This is a genomic window from Streptomyces sp. NPDC046712 (assembly GCF_040645695.1).
Classification (GTDB): domain Bacteria; phylum Actinomycetota; class Actinomycetes; order Streptomycetales; family Streptomycetaceae; genus Streptomyces.
The window spans coordinates 64,270-89,742 of record NZ_JBEYYW010000019.1; the positions used below are offsets into that span (position 1 = coordinate 64,270).

23 protein-coding genes are annotated in these 25,473 nt (G+C 72.8%); 13 read left to right on the forward strand and 10 right to left on the reverse strand.

Features of this window, described 5'->3' with window-relative positions; all coding sequences use genetic code 11:
- Positions 1-22 precede the first annotated feature (22 nt).
- Genes ABZ939_RS24100 through ABZ939_RS24110 form a run of 3 tightly spaced genes read left to right on the forward strand, consistent with a single transcriptional unit; the run spans position 23 to position 4,082 of the window.
- On the forward strand, positions 23-2,053 hold the full coding sequence (locus ABZ939_RS24100) for a putative cobaltochelatase (RefSeq protein WP_361858785.1): 2,031 nt from the start codon (positions 23-25) through the stop codon (positions 2,051-2,053).
- Positions 2,053-2,661 carry a cob(I)yrinic acid a,c-diamide adenosyltransferase gene (gene cobO, locus ABZ939_RS24105; RefSeq protein WP_361858788.1) on the forward strand — a complete coding sequence of 203 codons (609 nt, stop codon included), beginning with the start codon at positions 2,053-2,055 and terminating at the stop codon, positions 2,659-2,661. Before ABZ939_RS24100 ends, cobO begins: the two co-directional genes overlap by 1 nt.
- A complete protein-coding gene (locus ABZ939_RS24110; RefSeq protein WP_361858791.1) occupies positions 2,655-4,082 on the forward strand; it encodes a cobyrinate a,c-diamide synthase in 1,428 nt (475 codons plus the stop codon). The genes cobO and ABZ939_RS24110 overlap by 7 nt, the downstream gene beginning before the upstream one ends.
- A 2-nt stretch (positions 4,083-4,084) precedes the next feature.
- Here the strand turns inward: ABZ939_RS24110 and ABZ939_RS24115 are convergent, their stop codons facing one another.
- Positions 4,085-4,813: a ZIP family metal transporter gene (locus ABZ939_RS24115; RefSeq protein WP_361858794.1), complete on the reverse strand. Its 729-nt coding sequence runs from the start codon at positions 4,811-4,813 to the stop codon at positions 4,085-4,087.
- A gap of 68 nt (positions 4,814-4,881) precedes the next feature.
- Here ABZ939_RS24115 and ABZ939_RS24120 point away from each other — a divergent pair, with 68 nt between their 5' ends.
- Both ABZ939_RS24120 and cobC read left to right on the forward strand, forming a co-directional pair.
- Positions 4,882-6,039 carry an SAM-dependent methyltransferase gene (locus ABZ939_RS24120; RefSeq protein WP_361858797.1) on the forward strand — a complete coding sequence of 386 codons (1,158 nt, stop codon included), beginning with the start codon at positions 4,882-4,884 and terminating at the stop codon, positions 6,037-6,039.
- The gene (gene cobC / locus ABZ939_RS24125) at positions 6,036-7,583 is read left to right on the forward strand and encodes an Rv2231c family pyridoxal phosphate-dependent protein CobC (protein ID WP_361858800.1); all 1,548 of its coding nucleotides are present in this window, start codon (positions 6,036-6,038) and stop codon (positions 7,581-7,583) included. The genes ABZ939_RS24120 and cobC overlap by 4 nt, the downstream gene beginning before the upstream one ends.
- Positions 7,584-7,656: 73 nt before the next feature.
- On the opposite strand, the gene ABZ939_RS24130 is transcribed toward cobC, so the two are convergent.
- Together ABZ939_RS24130 and ABZ939_RS24135 are read right to left on the reverse strand one after the other, a co-directional pair.
- Positions 7,657-8,634: an SCO1860 family LAETG-anchored protein gene (locus tag ABZ939_RS24130; RefSeq protein WP_361858803.1), complete on the reverse strand. Its 978-nt coding sequence runs from the start codon at positions 8,632-8,634 to the stop codon at positions 7,657-7,659.
- 302 nt (positions 8,635-8,936) lie between these two features.
- Positions 8,937-9,653 (reverse strand): siderophore-interacting protein, encoded by a 717-nt coding sequence (locus ABZ939_RS24135; protein WP_361858806.1) that lies wholly within the window; start codon positions 9,651-9,653, stop codon positions 8,937-8,939.
- 59 nt (positions 9,654-9,712) lie between these two features.
- On the opposite strand from ABZ939_RS24135, the gene ABZ939_RS24140 reads away from it, so the two are divergent.
- Complete coding sequence (locus ABZ939_RS24140) at positions 9,713-11,923, forward strand: penicillin acylase family protein (RefSeq protein WP_361858809.1); 2,211 nt, start codon at positions 9,713-9,715, stop codon at positions 11,921-11,923.
- On the forward strand, positions 11,916-12,476 hold the full coding sequence (locus ABZ939_RS24145; protein WP_361858812.1) for a GNAT family N-acetyltransferase: 561 nt from the start codon (positions 11,916-11,918) through the stop codon (positions 12,474-12,476). Before ABZ939_RS24140 ends, ABZ939_RS24145 begins: the two co-directional genes overlap by 8 nt.
- A gap of 45 nt (positions 12,477-12,521) precedes the next feature.
- Here the strand turns inward: ABZ939_RS24145 and ABZ939_RS24150 are convergent, their stop codons facing one another.
- Complete coding sequence (locus ABZ939_RS24150; RefSeq protein ID WP_361858815.1) at positions 12,522-13,607, reverse strand: amidohydrolase family protein; 1,086 nt, start codon at positions 13,605-13,607, stop codon at positions 12,522-12,524.
- A gap of 143 nt (positions 13,608-13,750) precedes the next feature.
- Between ABZ939_RS24150 and ABZ939_RS24155 the strand changes: the two genes are divergently transcribed.
- On the forward strand, positions 13,751-14,851 hold the full coding sequence (locus ABZ939_RS24155; RefSeq protein ID WP_361859047.1) for an aminotransferase class V-fold PLP-dependent enzyme: 1,101 nt from the start codon (positions 13,751-13,753) through the stop codon (positions 14,849-14,851).
- A gap of 117 nt (positions 14,852-14,968) precedes the next feature.
- On the opposite strand, the gene ABZ939_RS24160 is transcribed toward ABZ939_RS24155, so the two are convergent.
- Entirely contained in the window at positions 14,969-16,357 is a 1,389-nt protein-coding gene (locus tag ABZ939_RS24160) for an MFS transporter (protein WP_361858818.1), read from the reverse strand.
- Positions 16,358-16,964: 607 nt separating this feature from the next.
- Here ABZ939_RS24160 and ectA point away from each other — a divergent pair.
- The 4 genes from ectA to thpD all read left to right on the forward strand — a co-directional run bounded on the left by ectA (position 16,965) and on the right by thpD (position 20,074).
- Complete coding sequence (gene ectA, locus ABZ939_RS24165) at positions 16,965-17,465, forward strand: diaminobutyrate acetyltransferase (RefSeq protein ID WP_361858821.1); 501 nt, start codon at positions 16,965-16,967, stop codon at positions 17,463-17,465.
- Complete coding sequence (gene ectB, locus ABZ939_RS24170; protein ID WP_361858824.1) at positions 17,462-18,730, forward strand: diaminobutyrate--2-oxoglutarate transaminase; 1,269 nt, start codon at positions 17,462-17,464, stop codon at positions 18,728-18,730. Before ectA ends, ectB begins: the two co-directional genes overlap by 4 nt.
- A 77-nt stretch (positions 18,731-18,807) precedes the next feature.
- Positions 18,808-19,206: an ectoine synthase gene (locus ABZ939_RS24175; RefSeq protein ID WP_361858827.1), complete on the forward strand. Its 399-nt coding sequence runs from the start codon at positions 18,808-18,810 to the stop codon at positions 19,204-19,206.
- A gap of 1 nt (position 19,207) precedes the next feature.
- Positions 19,208-20,074 carry an ectoine hydroxylase gene (gene thpD / locus ABZ939_RS24180; RefSeq protein ID WP_361858830.1) on the forward strand — a complete coding sequence of 289 codons (867 nt, stop codon included), beginning with the start codon at positions 19,208-19,210 and terminating at the stop codon, positions 20,072-20,074.
- A 117-nt stretch (positions 20,075-20,191) separates the two neighbouring features.
- On the opposite strand, the gene ABZ939_RS24185 is transcribed toward thpD, so the two are convergent.
- Positions 20,192-21,259, reverse strand: coding sequence for an alkene reductase (locus tag ABZ939_RS24185; protein ID WP_361858833.1), 1,068 nt, complete (start codon positions 21,257-21,259; stop codon positions 20,192-20,194).
- Positions 21,260-21,428: 169 nt separating this feature from the next.
- Between ABZ939_RS24185 and ABZ939_RS24190 the strand changes: the two genes are divergently transcribed.
- On the forward strand, positions 21,429-21,953 hold the full coding sequence (locus ABZ939_RS24190) for a MarR family winged helix-turn-helix transcriptional regulator (protein WP_361858835.1): 525 nt from the start codon (positions 21,429-21,431) through the stop codon (positions 21,951-21,953).
- Between the two features lie 22 nt (positions 21,954-21,975).
- Here the strand turns inward: ABZ939_RS24190 and ABZ939_RS24195 are convergent, their stop codons facing one another.
- From ABZ939_RS24195 to ABZ939_RS24210, 4 genes are all read right to left on the reverse strand, one after another.
- The gene (locus ABZ939_RS24195) at positions 21,976-23,031 is read right to left on the reverse strand and encodes an aminotransferase class V-fold PLP-dependent enzyme (RefSeq protein WP_361858838.1); all 1,056 of its coding nucleotides are present in this window, start codon (positions 23,029-23,031) and stop codon (positions 21,976-21,978) included.
- Between the two features lie 80 nt (positions 23,032-23,111).
- Positions 23,112-23,828 (reverse strand): DsbA family oxidoreductase, encoded by a 717-nt coding sequence (locus ABZ939_RS24200; protein ID WP_361858841.1) that lies wholly within the window; start codon positions 23,826-23,828, stop codon positions 23,112-23,114.
- A 62-nt stretch (positions 23,829-23,890) separates the two neighbouring features.
- The gene (locus ABZ939_RS24205) at positions 23,891-24,367 is read right to left on the reverse strand and encodes a GNAT family N-acetyltransferase (protein WP_361858844.1); all 477 of its coding nucleotides are present in this window, start codon (positions 24,365-24,367) and stop codon (positions 23,891-23,893) included.
- 146 nt (positions 24,368-24,513) lie between these two features.
- Complete coding sequence (locus ABZ939_RS24210; RefSeq protein WP_361858847.1) at positions 24,514-25,428, reverse strand: AraC family transcriptional regulator; 915 nt, start codon at positions 25,426-25,428, stop codon at positions 24,514-24,516.
- Positions 25,429-25,473: the final 45 nt, after the last annotated feature.

A 25,473-nucleotide genomic window follows, 5' to 3' on the forward strand; every position in this document is an offset into this window, starting at 1 on the left:
GAGTTGAAGGAGTGACCACCCGATGAGCACCCGGTATCCGTTCACCGCCGTCGTCGGCATGGACGACCTGCGGCTTGCGCTGCTGCTGAACGCGGTGAGCCCCGCGGTGGGTGGTGTCCTCGTACGCGGCGAGAAGGGCACCGCGAAGTCGACCGCCGTGCGGGCGCTCGCGGACCTGCTGCCCGAGGTCCCGGTGGTCACCGGCTGTCGCTTCAGCTGCGACCCTGGCGCGCCCGATCCGCAGTGCCCGGACGGGCCGCACGAGGCCGCGCCGGCCGGCGCGCGCCCCGCGCGGATGGTCGAGCTGCCCGTCGGCGCCTCCGAGGACCGGCTGGTCGGCGCGCTGGACATCGAGAGGGCGCTCGCCGAGGGCGTGAAGGCCTTCGAGCCCGGGCTGCTCGCGGACGCGCACCGCGGGATCCTGTACGTCGACGAGGTCAACCTCCTCCACGACCACCTGATCGACCTGCTCCTCGACGCCGCCGCCATGGGCTCCTCGTACGTCGAGCGCGAGGGCGTCTCCGTACGGCACGCGGCCCGTTTCCTGCTGGTCGGCACGATGAACCCCGAAGAGGGCGAGTTGCGGCCGCAGTTGCTGGACCGCTTCGGGCTCACCGTCGAGGTCGCGGCCTCACGCGAGCCCGAGCAAAGGGTCGAAGTGGTGCGCCGCCGGCTCGCCTTCGACGACGACCCGGCCGCCTTCGCCGCCCGGTGGGCCGATGAGGAGACCGCGCTGCGGGACCGGATCGTCGCCGCCCGCCGGCTCCTTCCGAGCGTCGCGCTCGGCGACGCCGCGCTGCTCCAGATCGCGGCGACCTGCGCCGCGTTCGAGGTGGACGGGATGCGCGCGGACATCGTGATGGCCCGGACGGCGACGGCGCTCGCCGCGTGGGCGGGGCGGACGGAGGTGACCTCCGAGGACGTACGGCAGGCCGCGCTGCTCGCCCTCCCCCACCGCAGGCGACGGAACCCGTTCGACGCGCCCGGCCTCGACGAGGACAAGCTCGACGAGACGCTGGAGCGGTTCAAGGGCGACGAGGACCCCGACGACGATCCGGATCCCGGTCCGGGAAACGGCGGCCCCGACGGCGGAGGCGGCGGAGTTCCTCCGCAGGGTGAGGGGCCTGACTCGGCTCCGGAGAACGCCGGTTCGGACGAGGCCCCGGCCCCCGCACCCGCTCCGGGCGGTGGTGGCGGCGCCGGTGAGCGGGCCGCCGTGAAAGCCGCCGAGCCCTTCCGTACGAAGATGCTCAGCGTGCCCGGACTCGGCGAGGGCGCGGCCGGGCGCCGCTCCCGGGCCCGTACCGAGCACGGCAGGACGACGGGGTCCGTGCGGCCCCGGGGCGCGCTGACCAAGCTCCACCTGGCCGCGACCGTGCACGCCGCCGCCCCGCACCAGAAGGCGCGCGGCCGGTCCGGCCCCGGGCTCGTGGTCCGCCGGGACGACCTGCGGCAGGCGACCCGCGAGGGCCGCGAGGGGAACCTCGTGCTCTTCGCCGTGGACGCGTCCGGTTCGATGGCGGCCCGGCAGCGGATGAGCGCCGTCAAGGGCGCCGTGCTCTCGCTGCTGCTCGACGCCTACCAGCGCCGTGACAAGGTCGGCCTGGTCACCTTCCGGGGGCGGGACGCCGAGGTGGCGCTGCCGCCGACCTCGTCCGTCGACGCGGCCGCCGCGCGGCTGGAACAGCTCCCGACGGGCGGCCGTACGCCGCTGTCGGCGGGGCTGCTCAAGGCCCATGACGTGCTGCGCGTCGAGCGGCTGCGCGACCCCTCGCGGCGCCCGCTGCTCGTCGTCGTGACCGACGGCCGGGCGACCGGCGGCGGGGCCGACCCCGTGGCGCTCGCCGCCCGTGCGGCGCGGCTGCATGCCTCCGAGGGCACCGCGGCCGTCGTCGTGGACTGCGAGACCGGGCCCGTGCGGCTCGGTCTCGCCGGGGACCTCGCCCGCGAACTGGGCGGGACCGCCGTGACCTTGGACGAGCTGCGCGCCGACTCGATCGCCGGGCTCGTCAGAGACGTACAGGCAGGACAGACAACCAGGAGGGCCGCGTAATGCCGCAGGGACAGCCGACCGTCGTTCCGGACGACGGTCTGACCACCCGCCAGCGCCGCAACCGTGCGCTGGTGATGGTGCACACGGGCGTCGGCAAGGGGAAGTCGACCGCCGCGTTCGGCATGGCGCTGCGCGCCTGGAACCAGGGCTGGCCGATCGGGGTGTTCCAGTTCGTCAAGTCCGCCAAGTGGAAGGTCGGCGAGGAGAACGCCCTCAAGGCGCTCGGCGAGACCGGCAAGGGCGGCACCGTCACCTGGAACAAGATGGGCGAGGGCTGGTCCTGGATCCAGCGCGAGGTCGCCGAGGGCGAGCAGTCCCACGAGGACAAGGCGCGCGAGGGCTGGGAGCAGGTCAAGCGCGACCTCGCCGAGGAGAAGTACAAGTTCTACGTCCTCGACGAGTTCGCCTACCTCCTGCACTGGGGCTGGATCGACACCAAGGAGGTCGTCGAGGTGCTGCGCGACCGGCCCGGGCAGCAGCATGTCGTCATCACCGGCCGCAACGCCCCGCAGGAGCTGCTGGACTTCGCGGACCTGGTCACGGACATGTCGAAGGTGAAGCACCCGATGGACGCGGGTCAGAAGGGCCAGCGGGGCATCGAGTGGTAGCACGTCTCGTCATCGCCGCGCCGTCCTCCGGCGCGGGCAAGACCACGGTCGCGACCGGCCTGATGGCCGCGTTCGCCGGCCGCGGTCTGGCCGTGTCCCCGCACAAGGTCGGCCCGGACTACATCGACCCGGGCTACCACGCGCTGGCGACCGGCCGGCCGGGCCGCAACCTCGACGCGTACATGTGCGGTACGGGGCTGATCGCGCCGCTCTTCGAGCACGGGGCGCGTGGCTGCGACCTGGCCGTGGTCGAGGGCGTCATGGGCCTGTACGACGGGGCGGCCGACCAGGGCGAGCTGGCGTCCACGGCGCAGGTGGCGAAGCTGCTGAAGGCGCCGGTGGTGCTGGTCGTGGACGCGTCGTCGCAGTCGCGGTCGGTGGCGGCGCTGGTGCACGGGTTCGCCTCGTGGGATCCGGAGGTGCGGATCGGCGGGGTGATCCTGAACAAGGTCGCGACGGACCGGCACGAGCATCTGCTGCGGGAAGCTCTTGGCGGGTCGGGGGTGCCGGTGCTGGGCGTGCTGCGTCGGGCGCCTGCCGTTGCCACGCCGTCGCGGCACCTGGGGCTTGTGCCGGTGGCCGAGCGGCAGGCCGCGGCGGTGGAGGCGGTTGCCGCGCAGGCGGAGCAGGTGCGCCAGGGGTGCGACCTGGATGCGCTCATGGCCCTTGCGCGGTCGGCGCCTCCGTTGCACGCGGAGGCGTGGGAGCCTGACGTCGCGGTCCGGCTGACCGCCGGTGGGTCGGTTGTGCCCACCCTCCCCCAGACTTCGTCCGGGGGCACCCCCACCGCCCTGCGGAACGATTGCCCACAACCGGTCGTGGCGGTGGCGGGAGGCGCGGCCTTCACCTTCTCGTATGCCGAGCACGCCGAGTTGCTCACCGCCGCCGGGGCCGAGGTCGTCAGGTTCGATCCGCTCAGGGACGAGGCGCTTCCCGAGGGGACGAGCGGGCTCGTCATAGGTGGCGGCTTTCCCGAGATGTACGGGGCCGAGCTGTCCGCCAACGAGCCCCTTCGCAAGGCCGTTGCCGAACTCGCCGCGGCCGGGGCGCCGATCGCCGCCGAGTGTGCCGGGCTGCTGTACCTCGCCCGGTCCCTCGACGGGACGCCGATGTGCGGGGTGCTCGACGCGGACGCGCGGATGTCGGAGCGGCTGACGCTCGGGTATCGGGACGCCGTGGCGGTGAGCGACAGTTCGCTCGCCGCGGCCGGGGCGCGGATGCGGGGCCACGAGTTCCATCGGACGGTGATCGAGCCGGGCGCCGGGACGCAGGCGGCCTGGGGGCTGCGGCAGCCGGAGCGGAGAGTCGAGGGCTTCGTCCGGCAGGGGGTGCACGCGAGTTATGTGCACACCCACTGGGCGGGTGCCCCGGAGGCGGCCGTGCGGTTCGTGGAGCACTGCGTGAACGGGCCCGCCGCGTGAGATCAGCCGCCGGACACGCCCACCACGAGCCAGATGAAGGCCACGCCCGCCACCGTGCACAACAGGGTGGAGCGGGCCGGGTGTTCGTGGTGGGCCTCGGGGAGGATCTCGGCGGCGGCGAGGTAGAGCAGGGCGCCGCCGAAGAACCCGAGATAGCTGCCGAGCAGTTCCTCCGGAAGGGTGAACAGCAAGGTCGACGCGGCGCCGACGATCGGCGCGAGCGCGTCGGCGACGAGCATCGTGATCGCTTTGCGACGGGCGTTCCCGTACAGGCTGGTGATCGTGTACGTGTTGAATCCGTCGGCGAAGTCGTGGGTGATGACGGCGAGCGCGACGGTGGCGCCCATGCCTCCGCCGATCTGGAAGGCGGCGCCGAGCGCGATGCCGTCCATGAGGCTGTGGGCGACCATGGCGGCCGCCGCGGTGAGGCCGACCTGCGGCACTCTCTCATGGGCGCCGACGCCGTGCGCGGCCTGACGGACCGCCAGCAGGCGTTCCACGACGTGCGCCAGGAGGAAGCCGCCCACGAAGAGGAGCAGGGCCTGCGGCACGCCGAAGACCTTGTGGCCCGCGGCCTCCAACGCCTCCGGCAGGAGGTCGAGTCCGACCACGCCGAGCATCAGTCCGCCGGCCAGGCCGAGGACCAGGTGCCGTCGGTCGGTGACGCGCTGCGCCGTCCAGCCGCCGAAGAGCGTCATGAGGAACGCGCCGAGCGCGACGAAAACGGCCATGGGCCCTTGCTATCCGATCGTGCGCGTATCGCGCACATCAGTGGCGTCGGTGTGGGGAGGCTGGTCGCATGATCACGGTGATCGGTAGCAGTGCGGGCGCCGACGCGGGCTCCTGGGCGGGCGAGGCGGCTCTGGTGGTGGACGTGCGGGGCGACGAGTTGACGGAGACGGAACTCGACCTGGTCGAGAAGCACGTGTCCGAGGGCGGGACACGGGTGATCGTGCGGGCGCTGGGAGACCCCGGATTCTTCGGGGTGGTACGCACGTTGGAGGAGCGATTCGGGCCGGACGGGCTGAAGGTGTGGCCCGGGGCCACCGCGGTGGGGCTCGCGTTCGCGCGTCTCGGTCTGCCGTGGGACGACGCCTTCGTGGTCGAGGGCTCGGAGCTGAACCGGGCCGTGAACGTGTGCCGGGCCCGTCCGAAGGTGGCCGTGCTGCCCGGGCCCGGGGTGGGCCCGGCGGAGCTCGGCGCGGAGTTGGTGCACCGGGTGCCGTCGCGGACGCTGGTGGTCTTCTCGGCCCTGGGCGATCCGTTCCGTGAGCGCTTCGAGCGGGTGGAGCCCGCGGAGGCGATGTGCCGGAGCTGGGAGGGGGTGAGCCTGGTCCTGTGTCTCGACGAGTCGCGGGCGGAGGGGCCGCCCCCGGTGGTGACGGGGCCGCTGACGGGGCCGGGCCGATGGGCGCTGCCGGACGGGGAGTTCGGTTCGGCGGACGGGTCCGTGCTGCCGTACGAGGCGCGGGCGCTGGCGCTCGCCCGGCTCGGGCCGCGGGTCGGGGACCTGGTCTGGGACATCGGTACGGGCTGCGGCGCCGTGGCGATCGAGTGTGCCCGGCTCGGCGCGGCGGCGGTCGTCGTGGAGAAGACGGCGTCCGGTGTCGAGCGGATCCGGGCGAACACGGCCGCGCACGGCGTGGAGGTGCGGGCGGTGCACGGCGCGGCGCCGACGGTGCTGTCCCATCTGGCCGATCCGGACGGGGTGTTCATCGGCGGCGGTGGCCACGAGCTGAAGTCGATCGTGCTGACCGCGGCCCGTCGTTCCCGGCGTGCCGTGGTGGTGGCGGTGACGGCTCTGGAGCAGGTGTCTCCGGTCCGCTCGACGCTGGAGTCGTGCGGCTTCGCGGCCGACGGGGTGCTGCTGCAGTCCCAGCGGCTGCTCGCGCTGCCGGACGGTTCCTCGACGATGGCCCCGGCGCCGCCCGTGTTCCTGGTGTGGGGCACGCGGTGAGCGGGGCGACGGTGGGGGTCGGAGCCCGCTCCGGGGTGTCGGTGGACGAGGTCCTCGCCCTGGTCGCGGAGGCGATGCGGGAGGCGGGCCTCACGGGCCGGGACGTGACGGCGCTCGCCACGCTGGAGGCGCGGGCGGCGGAGCCGGGGATCGCGGGGGCGGCCGAGCGGCTCGGCGTGCCCCTGCGGGCGTACGGGGCCGAGGCGCTCGCCGCGGTGTCCGTACCGCATCCGTCGCAGGCTCCGCTGGCGGCGACGGGGACGGCTTCGGTGGCGGAGGCCGCGGCGCTGCTCGCGGCGGGTCCCGGTGCCGAACTTCTCGTACCGAAGCGGAAATCGGGGCGCGTGACGTGCGCTATCGCCCGATCCCTCCCCTTTCGTCCGAACGAAGATGCCTCCACCGTACGGTTGTTGCCCCAGGGACAGGGGTACATCGCTGGTCAGACGGAGCCCCGTACACCCCCCACTCACCACCCGACGGCGGCCATGGATATCCACGCGCACACTGACGTCCACGATCTGCGTCACCACGGTGACGCCGAAGTACGGGACGAGAAGCTGATCGACCTCGCGGTCAACGTCCGCACGAACACGCCGCCGGAGTGGCTGCGCGAGCGGATCGCCGACTCGCTCACGGGTTTGGCCCACTACCCCGACGGGCGGGCGGCGCGGGCCGCCGTCGCCGAGCGGCATGATCTGCCGGCCGGACGGGTGCTGCTCACGGCCGGGGCGGCGGAGGCGTTCGTGCTGCTCGCCCGCGCGCTGCCGGTGCGGCGGCCGGTGGTGGTGCATCCACAGTTCACCGAGCCGGAGGCGGCGCTGCGGGACGCCGGGCACGAGGTGGGCCGGGTGCTGCTGCGCGAGGAGGACGGCTTCCGGCTCGATCCGGCGGCGGTTCCCGAGGACGCGGACCTGGTGGTGATCGGGAACCCGACGAACCCGACGTCGGTGCTGCACCCCGCGGAGACGATCGCCTCGCTCGCGCGTCCCGGCCGGACGCTGGTGGTGGACGAGGCGTTCATGGACGCGGTGCCGGGCGAGCGGGAGTCGCTGGCCGGGCGGACGGACGTGCCGGGTCTTGTCGTGCTGCGGAGCCTGACGAAGACCTGGGGTCTCGCCGGCCTGCGGATCGGCTACGTCCTCGCGCACCCGGAGACGATCGAGACCCTCGCGGCCGCGCAGCCGCTGTGGCCGGTGTCCACCCCGGCGCTGGTGGCGGCGGAGGCGTGCATGTCACGGGCGGCGCTCGCGGAGGCGGAGCACGCCGCGCACCGGATCGGGGTGGAGCGCGCGCATCTGCTGGCCGGGCTGGCGGAGTTCGACGAGGTCCGGGCGGTCGCGGCGGCGGAGGGGCCGTTCGTCCTGATCCGGATCGACCGCGCGGACGAGGTACGGGAACGGCTACGGGCCCTCGGCTTCGCGGCACGGCGAGGTGACACGTTCCCGGGCCTTGACCGGAACTGGCTCCGGCTGGCGGTGCGGGACCGGGTCACGACGAACCGCTTCCTGCAGGCCCTGGACCAGGCCCTGTTGATCACGGGCTGAGCGTGAGGGGAGGGCGGTGTCGTCACCACCGCCCTCCCCTTCCCCGTTCCCCTCGAGGCCCCCCTCGGGTCGGTCAGCCGCGGGCGCGGGCGCGGCCGCGCGCCAGGACGAGGGCGCCGCCGCCCGCGCCGAGCAGGACGACGGCGCCGCCGGCCAGGTACGGGGTCATCGAGCTGCCGCCGGTCGCGGCGAGGTTCTGGTCGGCCGGGTCGGAGCCGCCGTTCTGGGTCTGCACGTTGCCGGCGTCGGTGGGCTCGGCCGAGGGCTCCTTCGAGGGCTGCTCGCTCGGCTGCTCCGTGGGCTTCTCGGTCGGCTTCTCGGTGGGCTTCGTGCCCTTCGGCGTCTCGCAGGTCGCCTCCGCGAGCGTCACCACGCCGTTGACCTCGGCCACACCCAGCTTCGCCGGGTTGACCTCCACCTTCAGCTCCAGCGCGGTCGCCGCCGCGGTGTGCGAGGTGGTGGAGGTACGGGACAGATCGAGGGTCACGTCACCGACGCCCGGCACCGAGATCTTGGTCTGTCCGCCCGTCGACAGGGTGGTCTTCTTGCCGAAGACGGTCACATGCCCGAGCACGTTGGACTCGGCGACCGGCTTCTTGCCGGACTCGCAGACCGCCTTGGAGGTGACCTTCTCGACCTCGATCAGGGAGAGCGCCCGGATGCCCGGGACATGGACCCGCGCCTTGACCAGGTTCACGTAGCCCTCGGCCTTGTTCTCCTCCACCGTGGCCTTCGAGGTGGCGACATCGGCACGGAGGATGTCGATCGGCTTGTTGTTCTCGGCGCCCTCCACCTTCACCGTCAGCGCGGTCTTGTTCTCGCTCTCCGGCGCGTCGACCTCGTTGAGGGAGGCCCGCAGCGGCACGTTCACCGCCTTGTCGAGCAGGGAGACGTCGAGGCCGGTCCGCAGGACGACGGCGGTCGCGCGCCCTTCGCCGCCCGTGGCGTGCGCCGCGGGGGCCAGGAGGACCACGGGCCCGACGGCCAGCGCGGCGACGGTCGCGGCCGCGGCGGTACGGCGCACGGGCATACGGAAGGTGTTGCTGTTCAAGATGGTGGAACCCCCACAAGAGACATGGCGTCGCCGGCCGCTCACCACGGGGACACGGGGTCGGCGCGGCGTCGGCGACTTGAGACACCGAAATCTTTACGCACGGAGAGTGAACCGACAGACACCTGACGTGAGTTCACTCCAAAGGGGGGTTTCCGCGCCCATATTCGATTCTTTCGGCACACGCGTTCCCGCGCGCCCCGCGCGTTGCGTATCGCGCGGGCGCGCGCCGGAAGTGTTCCAACGATGCGCCCAGCCGCCGGGTAACGGACCGTCAACCCGGCGCATCGGCCGGGGTCCCGCTAGGAGGCCCGCCAGTAGCCGAGGGAGTGCACCCGCTCCTTGGGGAGCGCGAGCTCCTTGCGTACGTACGAGGCGAGGGTGCGGGTGGTCGCCGTGTCGCAGGCGATCCAGACGTACGGGTCGCCCTCGAGCAGCTCCGGCAGCTCGGCCCGCACACGCTCGACGAGGGCCGCCCCGCCGCCCTGCCGCGGGACCCGGCGCAGCTCGTGCCGGTCCACGTCGAGCCGCAGCGGCAGTTCCTCGTCGTCGTGAGAGGTCTCGAACCAGAGGGTGGCCGGAACGCCGGGCGCGGAGTCGAGGAGGGAGTTGATGGCGGGCAGCGAGGCCGGGTCGCCGATCACGAGCATCCGGTCGGGGCGCGGCTCGGGGGCGGTGAAGCCGGTGCCCTGCAGGGTGGCCTCGATGGTGTCGCCGGCGGCGCAGGAGCGGGCCCAGTCACTGGCGGCGCCGTCATGGAGGGCGAACTCCAGGCTGAAGGTCCCGGCCTCCGGGTCGGGGTCGACCAGGGTGTAGGCGCGCTGGTGCGGCTTGCCCGCGTTCTCGAACCAGAGCCGTACCCACATCGTCGGGTGCACGCCGGCGGCGGCGAGAAGTCCGCCGTCCGCCAGATGCACCCGGCGGTAGTGCTCCGTGACCTGCTCGGCTCCCGTCACGGTGAACGTGAAGTCCCGGCCCCGGAACAGCTTGAGGACGACACCCTCCCAGCCATGCCCCACCGCACTCCCCTCCCCTGCGAAGCTGTAGATTAATTTAGGTCAGCCTAACCTAAGCACGGATGGGATCGGGGTTCGGAGTGAGCATCGAGGTCTACCGGGATGATTGGGGCATTCCGCATCTGCGGGGAGCCGATCCGGACGAACTCGCCTTCGCGCAGGGGCGGGTGACCGCGATGGACCGGGCCTGGCAGCTGGAGGTGGAACGGCACCGGGCGCAGGGCACCACGGCGTCGTTCCTCGGTGCGGACGAGACCGGCTGGGACACCTTCGTACGGCAGGCCCGGCTCGCCGACACCGCGCGCCGCTGCTTCGACCGGCTGGACGCCGGGACGGCGCGCTGGGTGCGGGCGTACGTGGACGGGGTCAACGCCGGTCTGCCGGAAGGCGCGGGCCGGGCACCCGAGTTCGCGACGACGGGGCTCGCGGCGGGACGCTGGGAGCCGTGGACGCCGCTGGCGGTCTGGCTCTCCACCCACATCCTCTTCGCGGGCATGCCCACCAAGCTGTGGCGGGAGGAGGTCGCCCGCCGACTCGGCGAGGAGTGGACGGAGCTGTTCGCCACGGACGGACCGGGTACGGCGGGCTCCAACGGCTGGGTGGTGTCCGGTGACCGCACGGCGAGCGGCGCGGCGATCGTGGCGGGCGATCCGCACCGCTTCATCGAGGCGCCCGGGGTGTACCAGCAGATCCGGCTCGCGTGCCCGGAGTACGACGTGCTGGGCCTCGCCGTGCCGGGTGTCCCGGGCCTCGCCCACTTCGGCCACACGGGGCGGGTGGCCTGGGCGATCACCAACGCGATGGCCGACTACCAGGACCTGTACCGGGAACGGCTGCGGCGGACCGCGGACGGCGGCGTGGAGGCCCTCGGCCCGGAGGGCTGGCGCCCGGCGGCGGCGCACATCGAGACGGTGGAGGTCGCGGGCGGGGAGCCGGTCGAGATCGAGGTGATCGAGACGGAACGGGGGCCGGTGATCATCGGCGTGGACGCGGGTGGTCCGGATTCGGGATCCGACTCGGCCCCCGGATCCGGCTCCGGCTCCGGCTCCACCTCCGGATCCGAGTCCACCGCCGGCGCCGGCTCCGATTCCGGCTCCTGGGAGGCGATCAGTCTGCGGCACCCGCCGAGGGTGACCGGCGAGCTGGGCTTCGGCGTCCTGCCCGCGCTGCTCGCCGCCCGCACCGTCGCGGACGTGGACCGCGCGGTCGACGGGTGGGTCGAGCCGGTCAACGTCCTCCAGGCCGCGGACGTCGACGGCGGCCTGCTGCACCGGATCGCCGGGTACGTCCCCGTACGCGACCGCGCCAACTCCCTCCGGGTGGTCCCGGCCTGGGAGGCCGCCCACGCCTGGCAGGACGGCCCGGCCACGACGCCCCGCGCGGACGTCTCGGGCCACGCGGTCATGGCCAACGCCCGAGGTCTCGCAGCACCCTTGGGCGTCGAGTTCGCCCCCGGGCACCGGGCGGCGCGGATCGACGCGCTGCTCGCCGGCTCGAAGGCCTGGACGCCGGGCGCGATGGCCTCCGTCCACACGGACACCGACAACCCTTCGGCGGCCCGCCTCCTGGAGGCGGTACGCGCGACGGACGCCCCGGGGCCGGGCACGGTGACCGGGGCGCCCGCCCCGCTCTCCCCCGCCGCGCTCGCCGTCCGCGCACGGCTGCTCGGCTGGGACCGGCGGATGGACGTGGACAGCGTCGACGCCGGGCTGTACGCCGCCGTGCGCGGCGCCGTCGTGCGGCGGGTCGCCGGGCATCCGGCGTTCGCGGCGCTGCGGGAACCCGCCCCGTACCCCGCGCTGTTCCGGCCGTGGCTCGTGCTCGGACCGCGCGTGGCCTTCGCGCTGGAGACGCTGCTGGTCTCCGGGCCCGTACCGGCCGCGGACATCGCCGAGATCGTCCGCGCGGCCCTGGAAGAGGTCGCCGCCGGGGAGGAGCCGCCCGCCTGGGGCGTGACGCACCGCCTCGCGCCGTGGCAGGCGCTTCCCGACGAGGACGACGCGCAGTGGCCGGGCCTGGGCGGGGACCACGACTGCGTGCTGTCCACGTCCAGCGTCCCCGGATTCACCGACCGCAGCGCCCGGGCGTCGGCCGCCCGCTACGTCTGGGACCTCGCCGACCGCGACAACAGCCTCTGGGTCGTGCCGTTCGGCGCCTCCGGCGTCGCCGGCGAGCCCCACCACCGCGACCAACTCCCCCTGTGGCTGCGGGGCGACCTCGCCCCCGTCACCACCGACTGGCACCACCTCACCAAGGAGTCCCCGAATGACTGAGCCCGTGCACCTCCAGACCGTGGAGGGCTTCGGCACCGTCCGGATCGACCCTGTCGACCCGGACCGCGACGCCGTCCTCATCCACGGCTGGGTCAACGAGGACCGCGCCCGGTTCTGGGGCATGGGCGGGACGACCGTCGAGCAGGTGCGGGACATCTACGCGCACCTCGACTCGCTCACCACGCACCACGGCTTCCTGGTCCGCCGCGACGGCGAGCCGGTGGCGCTCTTCCAGACGTACGAGCCCGAGGCCGACCGGGTCAGCGAGTGCTACGAGGTGCTGCCGGGCGACATCGGCGTGCACGTCCTGATCGCCCCGGCCACCACCCCCGAACGCGGCTTCTCCGGCGGGCTGCTCACGGCGCTGATCGACTTCGCGCTGACCGGCCGCACGCGTGCCGTCGCCGAGCCGGACGCCGCGAACGAGAAGGCGATCGCCCTGCTGCTGCGCGCCGGGTTCGAGCTGGGCCCGGAGATCGTCCTGCCGGAGGTGGACCTCCCCGAGGTCTTCATCCCGGAGAAGAAGGCACGCCTCGCGTTCCTGACCCGCTGACGCCGGCGGGGCGGCGCCCGGGGCCGTGGGCCCCGGGCGGCCGTCTCAGCCGATCACACGGCCGTTCACGATCACCCGCCGCGGGGCCGCGAGCACGCGGACGTCCGCCCGCGGGTCCTCGCCGTAGACGACGAGGTCCGCCGGTGCGCCCTCCTCGAGAGAGGGGCGGCCGAGCCACTCGCGCGCGCCCCAGGTCGTCGCCGAGAGGGCCTCGAGCGGGGGGATGCCGGCCTTGACCAGTTCCTCGACCTCGGCCGCGACGAGGCCGTGGGCCAGGGAGCCGCCCGCGTCCGTGCCGACGAAGACCGGGACGCCCGCGTCGTACGCCGAGCGGACCGTGTCGTACCGGCGCTCGTACAGCCGTCGCATGTGGGCCGACCACTGCGGGAACTTCCGCTCGCCGCCTTCCGCGAGCCTGGGGAACGTGGCGATGTTGACGAGGGTCGGGACGATCGCGACGCCCCGCTCGGCGAAGAGCGGGATCGTCTCCTCGGTCAGTCCCGTGGCGTGCTCGATGCAGTCGATGCCCGCCTCCACGAGGTCGCGCAGCGAGTCCTCCGCGAAGCAGTGCGCGGTGACCCGCGCCCCCAGCCGGTGGGCCTCGGCGATCGCCGCCTCGACCTCGGCGCGTGGCCAGCAGGCACCCAGATCGCCCGACTCCCGGTCGAGCCAGTCCCCGACGAGCTTGACCCAGCCGTCGCCGCGCCGGGCCTCCTGGCCGACGTACGCCACCAGCTCCGAGGGCTCGATCTCATGCGCGTAGTTACGGATGTAGCGGCGGGTGCGGGCGATGTGGCGGCCCGCGCGGATGATCTTCGGCAGGTCCTCGCGGTCGTCGATCCAGCGGGTGTCGGACGGCGAGCCCGCGTCCCGGATCAGGAGCGTGCCCGCGTCCCGGTCGGTCAGCGCCTGCTTCTCGCTCGTGGCCTCGTCGACCGGGCCGTGCTGGTCCAGGCCGACGTGGCAGTGCGCGTCGACGAGACCCGGCAGGGCCCAGCCCTCCACCGTGAGCGCGTCGCCGGAAGGCCGGCTGTACGTGATCCGCCCGTCGACCGCCCAGAGCTCGTCCCGTACGTCCTCCGGGCCGACGAGCACCCGCCCCTTCACATGCAGCACCACGCGATCGCTCATGTCTGCACTCTACGAGGGGTGGGCGTCCCTCCGAACGGCGGTCGGGCGTCGATCGCCGCGCGGAGGCGGCCCGTACCCTGAACCGAAGCTCCACCCTGGCCCCACCTGCGTCGAACTGATCCGAAGAAGGCACCGCCGTGACCGTGACACACCCGTTTCTGGACCTGGCCCCGCTGACCGCCGCGCGCTTCGCGTCCATCGAGCGGCGGGTCGCCGCCCTGCTGTCGACCGAGCAGGACGTGGTGATCACCCAGGGCGAGGCGCTGCTGCCCCTGGAGGGGTGCATCCGCAGCGGGGCCCGGCCCGGCTCGACGGCGCTGAACATCGTCACGGGGCCGTACGGCCAGACCTTCGGCAACTGGCTGCGGGACTGCGGCGCCACGGTCGTGGACCTCGAGGTGCCATTCCACACGGCGGTGACGGCCGCGCAGGTGGAGCAGGCGCTGGCGGAGCACCCTGAGATCGACTTCGTGTCCCTGGTGCACGCGGAGGCGGCGACCGGCAACACCAATCCGGTCGCCGAGATCGGCGCGGTCGTGCGGGCGCACGGCGCGCTGTTCTACCTGGACGCGGTCGCGTCGATCGGCGCGGAGCCGGTGCTGCCGGACGCGTGGGGCGTCGACATGTGCATCATCGGCGCGCAGAAGGCGATGGGCGGTCCGGCCGGTGTCTCGGCGGTCTCCGTCAGCGAGCGCGCGTGGGAGCGGTTCGCCGCCAACCCGCGGGCGCCGCGCCGTTCGTACCTCTCCCTCCTGGACTGGAAGGAGCGCTGGATCGACGGCGGCCGCAAGGCGCTGCTGCACGCCCCGGCACAGCTGGAGATGCTGGCCCTGGAGGCGTGCGTCGAGCGGATCGAGGCCGAGGGCCTTGACGCGCTGACGGCCCGGCACGCCGCCGCCGCCGCGGCGACCCGGGCGGGCGCGCTGGCCCTGGGTGGCGGTCTCGAGCCGTACGTCCACGAGGCGAAGGACGCGGCCCCGGTGGCGACGACACTGCGCTCCCCGGCGGGCGTGGACGCCTCGGAGCTGGTCGCGAAGGCGCTGAAGGCCGACCCCTCGCTACCGCTGATCGCGGGCGGCGGGGCGCTGTCGAAGGAGATGATCCGCGTCAACCACTACGGCGTGGACGCGACCCCGGGCGCGGTCCGGTCCTCGCTGGCGGCGCTGGGCGCCGCACTCGGCGAGACGGGCAGCACGGTGGACCTCGAGGGCGCCCTGCGCGCGGTGACGGAGGCGTGGGGCTAGAGCGGGGCCACGACGTGGGTGACGCCCCGGCGTGGTCGAGCTGCCGGGGCCTGTGGCCGACGGCCTTTGGGGTCGTGCGGGGCTACGTCGACGGTGTGTTGCGGTGACTCGCGTGGCTCACCGCGCTTGTGGGGAGGCGGGGCCCGTGGTGGCTTCCTTCGGCCGTGATACGTGGGCGACGAGGAAGAGCAGTACGCCACAGGTGGCGACCAGGATCCAGCCCGGGCGGGACGCGTGTGCGAGCCCCGTCGGGCCGGCGGCCGCGACCAGGCCGCCGGCGAGAACAATGCCGAGGGCGGAGCCGAGTTGCCGCGCGGTGGAGGTGATCGCCCCGGCCACGCCGGCCCGGGCGGGTGGCAGTCCATTCACCGCGGTGTTGGTGATCGGGGCGTTGGCGAAGCCGAACCCGATGCCGATGAGCGCGTACGCGGCCAGAAGCAGGAGCACGCTCGTGTGCGGGGTGAGCCGAACCAGACAGAGCCCGCCGGCCGTGATGAAACCGCCGGCGAGGAGCAGCGGCAGCCTCGGTCCCGTACGGCCGACCATGCGGCCGGACCAGGGGGCGCAGACGGTCGCTCCGACGGCCAAGGGCAAGGTCGCCAGACCGGCGGCCAGCGGCGTCCATTCCCGGGTGTGCTGCAGGTAGAGGGTGTTCAGGAGCAGCGTCATGCTCAGGGCGACGAAGACCGCCACCGCGCCCACGACGGCACCGCTGAAGACCGGGCGCCCGAAGAGCCGCAGATCCATCAGCGGCTCACGCCGGCGGGACTCGACCCACACGAATCCGGCTGCCGCCACGGCAGCCGATACGTACCCCGCCAGCGCCGCGGGCGACGTCCAGCCGATGCGTGGCCCTTCGATCAGGACGCCGACCACCACGGCGAGGACCATGGTCAGCAGGGCCTGGCCGGGCAGGTCGAGCCGTCGGGCCCGCTGTGCCCGGGACTCCGGCACGAACAGGGCACTGAGCAGCAGAGCGGCCGCGATGACGGGTGCGTTGACCCAGAACAGTGCCCGCCAGTCGAGCCCCGCGAGCAGCGCGCCGCCCGTGACGGGTCCGGCGGCCATGCTCAGCCCGAACACCGACGCCCAGATGCCGATCGCCTGCGCCCGTTCCTTCGGGTCCGGCATCGCGTTCACCACGATCGCGAGCGCCACGGGGCTGAGCATGGAGGCGCCGACGCCCTGCAGGGCACGGGCCGCGATGAGCACGCCCGCCGACGGGGCGAGCGCGCAGACCAGCGAGGCCACGCCGAACACGGCCAGCCCGCACTGGAACACGCGGCGGCGTCCGAAGCGATCCGCGAGTGCGCCGGAGGAGATCAGGAGACTGGCCAGGACGAGGGTGTAGGCGTCCACGATCCATTCGAGACCGCGCGTGTCGACATCCAGGCCGCGCCCGATCGCCGGTAGACCCACATTGACGATGGTGGTGTCCAGGCCCACCAGGAACATGCTCAGGCAGCAGACGGCCAGAACCGTCCAGCGTCTGCGCGCGCTCAACACGGGCTGAACAGGGTGAGTCGTCGCCGTCAAGGTCCACCTCGCACGTCCGGGAACACTGCGCGGCAAGGATCGGACCGGACGACGACCACAGCCCATCAGTTTTGCGAACACGGCAAAAATGGATCCAGGAACCGCCGGCACGGGCGCACCACGTCGCACCCGACCAGCCGGTGGCGGCGGCCGACGTCGACAACGTCATGACCCGCGACGGCGAGAAGCCCGGCCGCAGGCGGGAAAACGGGCGGGGCCGCCGGCCCCGCCCGTTTTCCATGCCCGCACCATCTGCCCACCCGGGGGACAGATTCCCGTGAATACCCGGGAAATATCGATGTGCATTCTGCGAGCGAATTCCCGTATACCTTCCGCGTTTCTTCTGCCCGCTTTCCCCGACCCTAAACACAAAGGTTTCATCAGCGTTTCCGCCGCATTCTGGACCTGTGATCGACTCCACATCCCGCCCTATTTGCTCAGAAATATCCGGGCAAAACGGCGGAGATTCGCGCCCGCGCGAATAACACATCCAGCGCCTCCGTCACACCCCGCAGCCACATGCAATCCACGAAATTGCTCGGTAAATTCCCTCGCCATGACCGCAGCACAAGCAGCAATGACTCTGGAAAGCCCACGCGTGGAGGACGGAGCCGCGATGTGGCGCATCGCCCGCGATTCCGAGGTCCTGGACCTGAACTCCCCGTACAGCTATCTGCTGTGGTGCCGCGACTTCGCCGCCACCTCGCTGGTCGCGCGCGCCGCCGACGGCGACCCGGTCGCCTTCGTCACCGGATATCTGCGCCCCGACCGCCCAGGCACCCTCGTCGTCTGGCAGATCGCCGTCGACGAGGAGTACCGCGGGCGGGGCCTGGCCGGGGTGCTTCTCGACGCGCTCACCGCGCGGGTCGCCCCCGCCGCCCTCGAGACGACCGTCACCCCCGACAACACGGCCTCCGGACGGCTCTTCACCGCGTACGCCGCACGGCACGGGCTCCCCCTGGAGCGCGAAGTCCTCTTCGACGGGGGCCTGTTCCCCGACGCGTCCGACGGCGCCGCCCATCTGCCCGAAGTACTGCACCGCATCGGCCCTTTCCACTCCACGGGAGCATCGCTGTGACCATCACCCCGCCTGAACTGAGCGTCTTCGAGACCCTGGAGTCGGAGGTGCGCAGCTACTGCCGCGGCTGGCCCACCGTCTTCGACCGCGCGCAGGGCGCCCGCCTCACCGACGAGGACGGCCACGAGTACCTCGACTTCTTCGCCGGCGCCGGCTCACTCAACTACGGCCACAACAACCCCGTACTGAAACGGGCGTTGATCGACTATCTGGAACGCGACGGGATCACCCACGGTCTCGACATGGCGACCACCGCCAAGCGGACCTTCCTGGAGAGCTTCCAGGAGGTCGTGCTGCGACCGCGCTCGCTGCCGTACAAGGTGATGTTCCCGGGGCCGACCGGCACCAACGCCGTCGAGGCCGCGCTGAAGCTGGCCCGGAAGGTGAAGGGGCGCGAGTCCGTCGTGTCCTTCACCAACGCGTTCCACGGCATGTCGCTGGGTTCGCTCGCCGTCACCGGCAACGCCTTCAAGCGGGCCGGCGCCGGCATTCCGCTGGTGCACGGCACGCCCATGCCGTTCGACCACTATCTCGACGGTCAGGTCCCGGACTTCCTCTGGTTCGAGCGGCTGCTCGACGACCAGGGCTCCGGGCTGAACAAGCCGGCCGCCGTGATCGTGGAGACCGTGCAGGGCGAGGGCGGGATCAACGTGGCGCGGCCCGAGTGGCTGCGGGCGCTCGCCGACCTCTGCCGCCGCCAGGACATGCTTCTGATCGTCGACGACATCCAGATGGGCTGCGGCCGCACCGGCGCCTTCTTCTCCTTCGAGGAGGCCGGCATCACCCCCGACATCGTCACGCTGTCGAAGTCGATCAGCGGGTACGGGCTGCCCATGTCGCTGTGCCTGTTCCGGCCGGAGCTGGACGTGTGGGAGCCGGGCGAGCACAACGGCACCTTCCGCGGCAACAACCCGGCCTTCGTCACCGCGGCTGCCGCCCTCGACTCGTACTGGGCCGACGGCCAGATGGAGAAGCAGACCCTGGCGCGCGGCGAGCAGGTCGAGCAGGCGCTCCTCGCCCTCTGCGAGGAGAACTCCGCCGACGGCGCGCACTACCGCGGCCGCGGCCTGGTCTGGGGCCTGGAGTTCGCCGACCGGACGCGGGCGTCGAAGGTCTGCGCGCGCGCCTTCGAGCTGGGGCTGCTGCTGGAGACCTCGGGCCCGGAGAGCCAGGTCGTCAAACTCCTCCCGCCGCTGACCATCACCCCCGACGAGCTGGACGAGGGGCTGCGCACGCTGTCCCGCGCGGTCCGCGAGACCGTCTGAGCCTCCCGGACCACCCGTACGACTCGCACGACCCGAACCACCCGTACGACCCGTAGACGAAAGGAAATCGAGTCACCGTGATCGTCCGATCGTTCAAGGACATCGAGAACACCGACCGCCATGTGCGGGCCGCCTCCGGCACCTGGGAGAGCAAGCGGATCGTCCTCGCCAAGGAGCGCGTCGGCTTCTCGCTCCACGAGACCGTGCTGTACGCGGGCACCGAGACGTCCATGTGGTACGCGAACCACATCGAGGCCGTCCTCTGTGTCGAGGGCGAGGCCGAGCTGACGAACGACGAGACCGGCGAGGCGCACTGGATCGAGCCGGGCACGATGTATCTGCTCGACGGTCACGAGCGGCACACGCTGCGGCCCAAGACCGACTTCCGCTGCGTCTGCGTCTTCAACCCGCCGGTCACCGGCCGGGAGGACCACGACGAGAACGGGGTCTACCCGCTGCTCACGGAGGAGGGCTGACATGACCGACGTACTGACGGACCTGTACCCCACGCGCGGTGCTTCCGAGGTGCTCACTCCCCGCCGGGACCCGGTGGTCTGGAGCGACGCCCCGGGCCTGGAGACCTTCGACCGGGACGGCTTCCTCGCCGAGCCCGATCTGCTGACCGACGACGAGGTCGCCGTCTACAAGCGGGAGCTCGACCGGCTGATCGCCGATCCGGCCGTACGGTCCGACCCGCGCGCGATCGTCGAGCCGAAGTCGCAGTCCGTACGGTCGGTCTTCGAGGTCCACCGGATCAGCGAGGTCTTCGCCCGGCTCGTGCGCGACGAGCGGTTGGTGGGCCGGGCCCGCGAGATCCTGGGCTCGGACGTGTACGTCCATCAGTCCCGGATCAACGTGAAGCCGGGCTTCGGCGCCTCCGGTTTCTACTGGCACTCGGACTTCGAGACCTGGCACGCGGAGGACGGGCTGCCGCGGATGCGGGCGGTGTCGGTGTCGGTCGCGCTGACCGAGAACCACGACACCAACGGCGGCCTGATGATCATGCCGGGCTCGCACCGGACGTTCCTCGGCTGCGAGGGCGCCACCCCGAAGGACAACTACAAGCGCTCGCTGCAGATGCAGGACGCGGGCACCCCGTCGGACGAGGCGCTGACCTCGCTCGCGGACGCGCACGGCATCCGGCTCTTCACGGGCCGGGCCGGTTCGGCGACCTGGTTCGACTGCAACGCCATGCACGGTTCGGGCGACAACATCACGCCGTACCCGCGCAGCAACGTCTTCATCGTGTTCAACAGCGTGGAGAACGCCGCGGTGGAGCCGTTCGCGGCGCCGGTGCGGCGGCCGGAGTTCATCGGGGCGCGGGACTTCACCCCGGTGCGGTGACGTTCTCGGCACCGGCGCCGTGAAGGACGCCCGGGACTCCGGCGCGGTGACGGCCCGGGACTCCGGCGCGGTGACCTGTGGGTGGGTGCGGGGGCCGGGTGGGCCCCCGCAGGTCCCTCAGAGCGCCGGGTAGTCGGTGTAGCCGCGGTGGTCGCCGCCGTAGAAGGACGCGCGGTCCGGGGTGTTGTACGGGCCGTCGTTCTTCAGCCGGGCCGGCAGGTCGGGGTTGGCGATGAACAGCTGGCCGTACGCGACCATGTCGGCCGTCCCGTCCTCGATCAGGGCCAGCGATGCGGCGCCGGTCGGGCCCTCGGTCGCCGGGTTGAGGACGAAGGTGCCGGAGAACTGCTTGCGCAGCGCGAGCGTCAGTTCACGGACGGCCGGGGCGGCCTCCATGATGTGCAGATAGGCGATGCCGAGCAGGTCGATCGCCGCGACCAGAGCGGTGTACGTCTCCTCCGAGTCGGTCTCCGCGATGTCGTTCAGGGTGTTGGCCGGGGAGATCCGCAGGCCGGTGCGCTCGGGGCCGATCTCGGCGGCGACGGCCTTGACGACCTCGACGGCGAACCGGATCCGGTTCTCGACGGAGCCGCCCCACTCGTCGGTGCGGTGGTTGGAGCCGGCGGCGAGGAACTGGTGGACGAGGTAGCCGTTGGCGCCATGGATCTCGACGCCGTCGAAGCCGGCGGCGACGGCGTTGCGGGCCGCGGCCGCGAACTCCGCGACGGTGGCGCGCACCTCGTCACCGGACAGCTCACGCGGGGTGACGAAGTCCTTGAGACCGTCGAGGGTGTAGAGCTGCCCGCCGGCACGGACGGCGGACGGGCCGACCGGGTGGAGGTCGCCGTCGAGGAGGTCGGGGTGACCGATCCGGCCGGTGTGCATGAGCTGGGCGAAGATCGTGCCGCCGCGGGCGTGGACGGCGTCGGTGACCTCGCGCCAGGCGGCGGTCTGCTCGGCGCTGTGCAGTCCGGGGGTGTTCGGGTAGCCCTGGCCGACCGCGGAGGGCTGGGTGCCCTCGGTGATGATCAGGCCGGCGGAGGCGCGCTGGGCGTAGTACTCGGCCACCAGCGCGTTCGGGGTCCGGTCCTCGGAGTGGGCGCGGCTGCGGGTCATGGGGGCCATGGCGATGCGGTTCTGGAGTCGGGTGCCGGCCAGGTCGATGGGGTCGAATGCAGTGGTCATGACGGCCTCCGGAAAATTTATGTGGTCGGCCAAGTATTCGGCCTGACGCCACTGTAACGCATTACTTGGCCGACCAAGGTAATCTTGGTGAGGCAGGCGGACACCCCCTCCTCCGCCCTGGCCCCAAGGGCCTGGAAGTACCCCCGGACCCCGCCGCAAGGAGCCAGCGATGCCCGAGTCCCCGTCCGCGTCCCCGTCGGACCCCGCCGGTAGCAGCCCGGTGCCGTCCACCGCTCAGGGCGGGCCGGTGAGCCATGCGATCGCCCGGGTGGCCCGGCTGCACCGGATCGCCGCGGGCCGGCTGCTCAAGGAGGTCGGGCTCTACCCGGGCCAGGAGTTCCTGATGATGTGCCTGTGGGACTGCGGTCCGGTCCGCCAGTCGGAGCTGATCAAGGCCATGGGTCTCGACCCCTCGACGGTCACCAAGATGCTCCAGCGCCTGGAACAGAGCGGTTACGTACGGCGCAGCCCGGACCCCGCCGACCGGCGCGCGGTCCTGGTCGAGGCGGCGGACGGGGACGGCGCGCTGCGGGCGGGGGTCGCGGACGCCTGGACGGGCCTGGAGGAGCACACCCTGGCCGGCCTCGCCCCGGCCGAGCGCGCCGAGCTCGTGCGGTTGCTGGCCAAGGTCGAGGGGAATCTCTGCGCGGAGACGGACGAATGCCCCGCACCGAAGACACGGCGCGGGGCATAGGGCGCGGGGCGGCGGGGGACCGTCAGCCGGCCAGGACCTCCAGGGCGCGGTCCACGTCCGCCGCGCTGTTGTACAGGTGGAAGGACGCCCGCAGGTTGCCCGCGCGGGCGGACAGCACGACGCCGGCCTCGCGGAGTGCGGACTGGCGGTCGCCGAGGCCCGGCACGCAGACGACGCCGGAGACGTCCCGCACCGGGGCGTGGCCCAGGTCCACGAGACCCGCCCGGAAGCGGGCCGCGAGCGCCTTGTTGTGGGCCTCGATCCGCTCGATGCCGACCTCTTCGAGCAGGGCGAGCGAGCGGGCGGCCCCGTGGTACGAGAGGAAGGCCGGCGGCTCGTCGAACCGCCGTGCCGACCGGGCCAGTTCGCGCACCGGTCCGTAGCTGTTGACCCACAGCTCCTCGCCAGTCACCCAGCCCGCGTGGATCGCGACCAGCGAGTCCTGCGCCTCCTCCGTGACCGTGAGGAAGGACGCCCCGCGCGGGCAGAGCAGGAACTTGTAGCCGCCGGCCACGGTGTAGTCCCACTCCCCCGCCCGCAGCGGCAGCCAGCCCGCCGACTGGGTGGCGTCGACGAGCGTACGGGCGCCGTGCGCGGCCGCCGCGGCCCGTACCGCCTCGAAGTCGGCCGTCCGGCCGTCGGCGGACTGCACGGCGGAGAAGGCGACGAGGGTCGTCCCGGGACGGATGGACTCCGCGAGCCGCTCCAGCGGGACGAAGCGTGTCTTGAGGTCGCCGCGGACCGTGAACGGCGTGATGACGGAGCTGAAGTCGCCCTCGGGGAAGAGGATCTCGGACCCGGCCGGCATCGACTGCGCGATCATCCCGACATGCACGGAGACCGAGCTGCCGACGGCCACCCGGTCCGGGTGGACGGACATGAGCCGGGCGTAGGTGGCGCGGGCCTCGGCGACGATCTCGAAGCTGCCGGCGCCCTCCGGCCGCCCGTCGGCGGTCTCCTCGGCGAGCAGGGTGATCGCCTCGATCGTGCGGCGTGGGAGCAGCGCGCAGGCGGAGGTGTTCAGATACGTCTGCTTCGGCGCGAACTCGGCTCCGCCGAGGGGGTCCATGAGATCCATGGCTCCAGCCTGGGCTCCCCCCGACCTGACGTCAACGACGAGTGATCAAGGGGAATCCCCAAGCGATGCTTATGGGTCGGTCAGGCGCCGGACGGGCCCGGGACCTCGCAGGTGCCGTCGGCGTCGCAGGCGGCGGCGTCCCCGCCGACCGGCTGCAGCGCCCGGCCCTGCCACGCCTGCTCCAGGGCCTGTGTGAAGACCTCGGCGGGCTGGCCGCCGGAGATGCCGTAGCGGCGGTCGAGGACGAAGAACGGCACGCCGTTCGCGCCGAGTTCGGCGGCCTCGCGCTCGTCGGCCCGTACCGCGTCCGCGTACGCGTTCTCGTCGGCGAGGACGGACCGGACCTCGGCCTCGTCCAGACCGGCCTCGACTCCGAGCCGCACCAGGGTCTCGGCGTCGAAGACGGAGCGCTCCTCGGCGAAGTTGGCGCGGTAGGCGAGGTCGAGCAGCTCGTTCTGCCGGCCGCGCTCCTTGGCGAGGTGGAGGAGGCGGTGGATGTCGAAGGTGTTGCCGTGGTCGCGGCCCTCGGTGCGGTAGCCGAGGCCCTCGGAGTGCGCGTTGGAGGCGACATGGGCCTCCATGGCGCGGGCCTCCTCCAGGGTGCGGCCGTACTTCTTGGCCAGCATGTCGATCACGGGAGCGGTGTCGCCCTTGGGCCGGTTCGGGTCGAGCTCGAAGGAGCGGTGCACCACCTCGATCTCGTCGCGGTGGGCGAAGGCCGCGAGCCCCTTCTCGAAGCGGGCCTTGCCGATGTAGCACCACGGGCAGGCGATGTCGCTCCAGATCTCGACGCGCATGTTCTTGCTTCTCTCCGGGGTCGGGGGGTGTTCCACGGCGGGAACACCCCGGTCGGCCGGATTCATTCCGCGACGGGCTCCAGTGTGAGCCGGAGCACGAGGTGCGTGCCGGAGCGCGGGGCGTCGGTGTCGGGGGTCCAGCCATGGGCGGCGTAGAAGGCCCGGGCCCGCTCGTTCTTCTCGAAGACCTCCAGTCGGGCGCCGGTCACACCCGCGGCCCGCCACCGGTCGAGGCAGGCGGCGTGCAGCTCGGCGCCGACGCCCCGGCGCCAGCGGTCGGGCCGGACGTGGAGCTGGGTGAGCATCATGGTCCCGTCCACCCTCCCGTACGCGGCGACGCCCGCCATCTCGCCGTCCCGCTCGGCACAGAGCACCTCGCCGCGCTCGACGGCCCTGCCCCAGCCGGCCCTGGTGCGGGCGAGCTCCTCGGGTCCGGCGAACTCGGCGTCGGGGACGTGCCCGCGGTAGTACGTGGACCGGGCATCGAGGTGCAGGGCGGCGATGGCGTCGAGGTCGTCGGGGGTCGCGTTTCTGATCATGACAACGGGGACGCGGCGGCCGGGACCGTGGTTGCGGACCGTCGAGCACCCGGGGCCCAGACCCCTCGGGCCGCGGACCCTCGCGCGCCCGGGCCCCAGGACCCCGGGGCCTACGGACCACCGAGCCCCCGGGGACGCACCCCCTTTCAGGCCCCCTTGCGGTACCGCCCCGGCGCCATGCCGTACTCCCGCTTGAACGCCTTGGCGAAGGCGAACTCCGAGGTGTATCCCGCGCGTTGGGCCACCGTGCGCAGCGGTGTGTCGTCCGCGCGCAGCAGCCGCCCGGCGGTCGTCATGCGCCACCACGTCAGATACGCCAGCGGAGGCCGGCCCACCAGCGTGGTGAAGCGGCGGGCGAAGGCCGCGCGGGAGAGGCCGCCCTCGGCGCCGAGTTCCTCCACGGTCCAGGGCCGCGCCGGGTCCGCGTGGATCGCGCGGAGGGCCGCGGTGACGACCGGGTCGCTCAGGGCCGCGGACCAGCCGGTGGTGCGGTCGGGGCGTTCGGTCAGCCACCACGTGCGCAGCATCAGGAGGAGCAGGGTGTCGAGCAGGGCGGGCACGAGCGCGTCGGATCCCGGCTGCGGGTCGGCGAGTTCGGCGCCGAGCAGGTCCACCGCGGCGCGCAGCCGGGGGTGGGCGCCCGGACGGGCCGGGATGTGCACGAACGGCGGCAGCTCGGTGAAGAGAGGATGGGCCCTGGCCCTGCTCACCTGGTACGCGCCGCACAGCAGCAGGGTCTCGTCGGCACCGGCGGGTGCGCGGTCGGGCGGGGTGGGCCAGGAGCCGTCGGGGGCCTGCACGGCGTCGACGAGCGGGGCGCCGGGGTGGGCGGCGAGCCCGTGGCCGGTGCCGTGCGCGAGCAGCACCACGTCCCCGGGGCGGAGTTCGACGGGTTCGCCGACGCCCGGCGGCACGAGCCAGGCCGTGCCCTGGACCACCACATGGAAGCCGGCACCCTTTCCCGGCGGGAAACGGAAGCCCCAGGAGCCGGAGTTGACGGTACGGGAGGAGTGGGGCCGCCCGGTGCGCATCGCCGCGACGGCATCGCTCAGTACGTCCATGACCGCACCGTACCGCGAGACGTGTGGACATGATGGGGAGGTCCT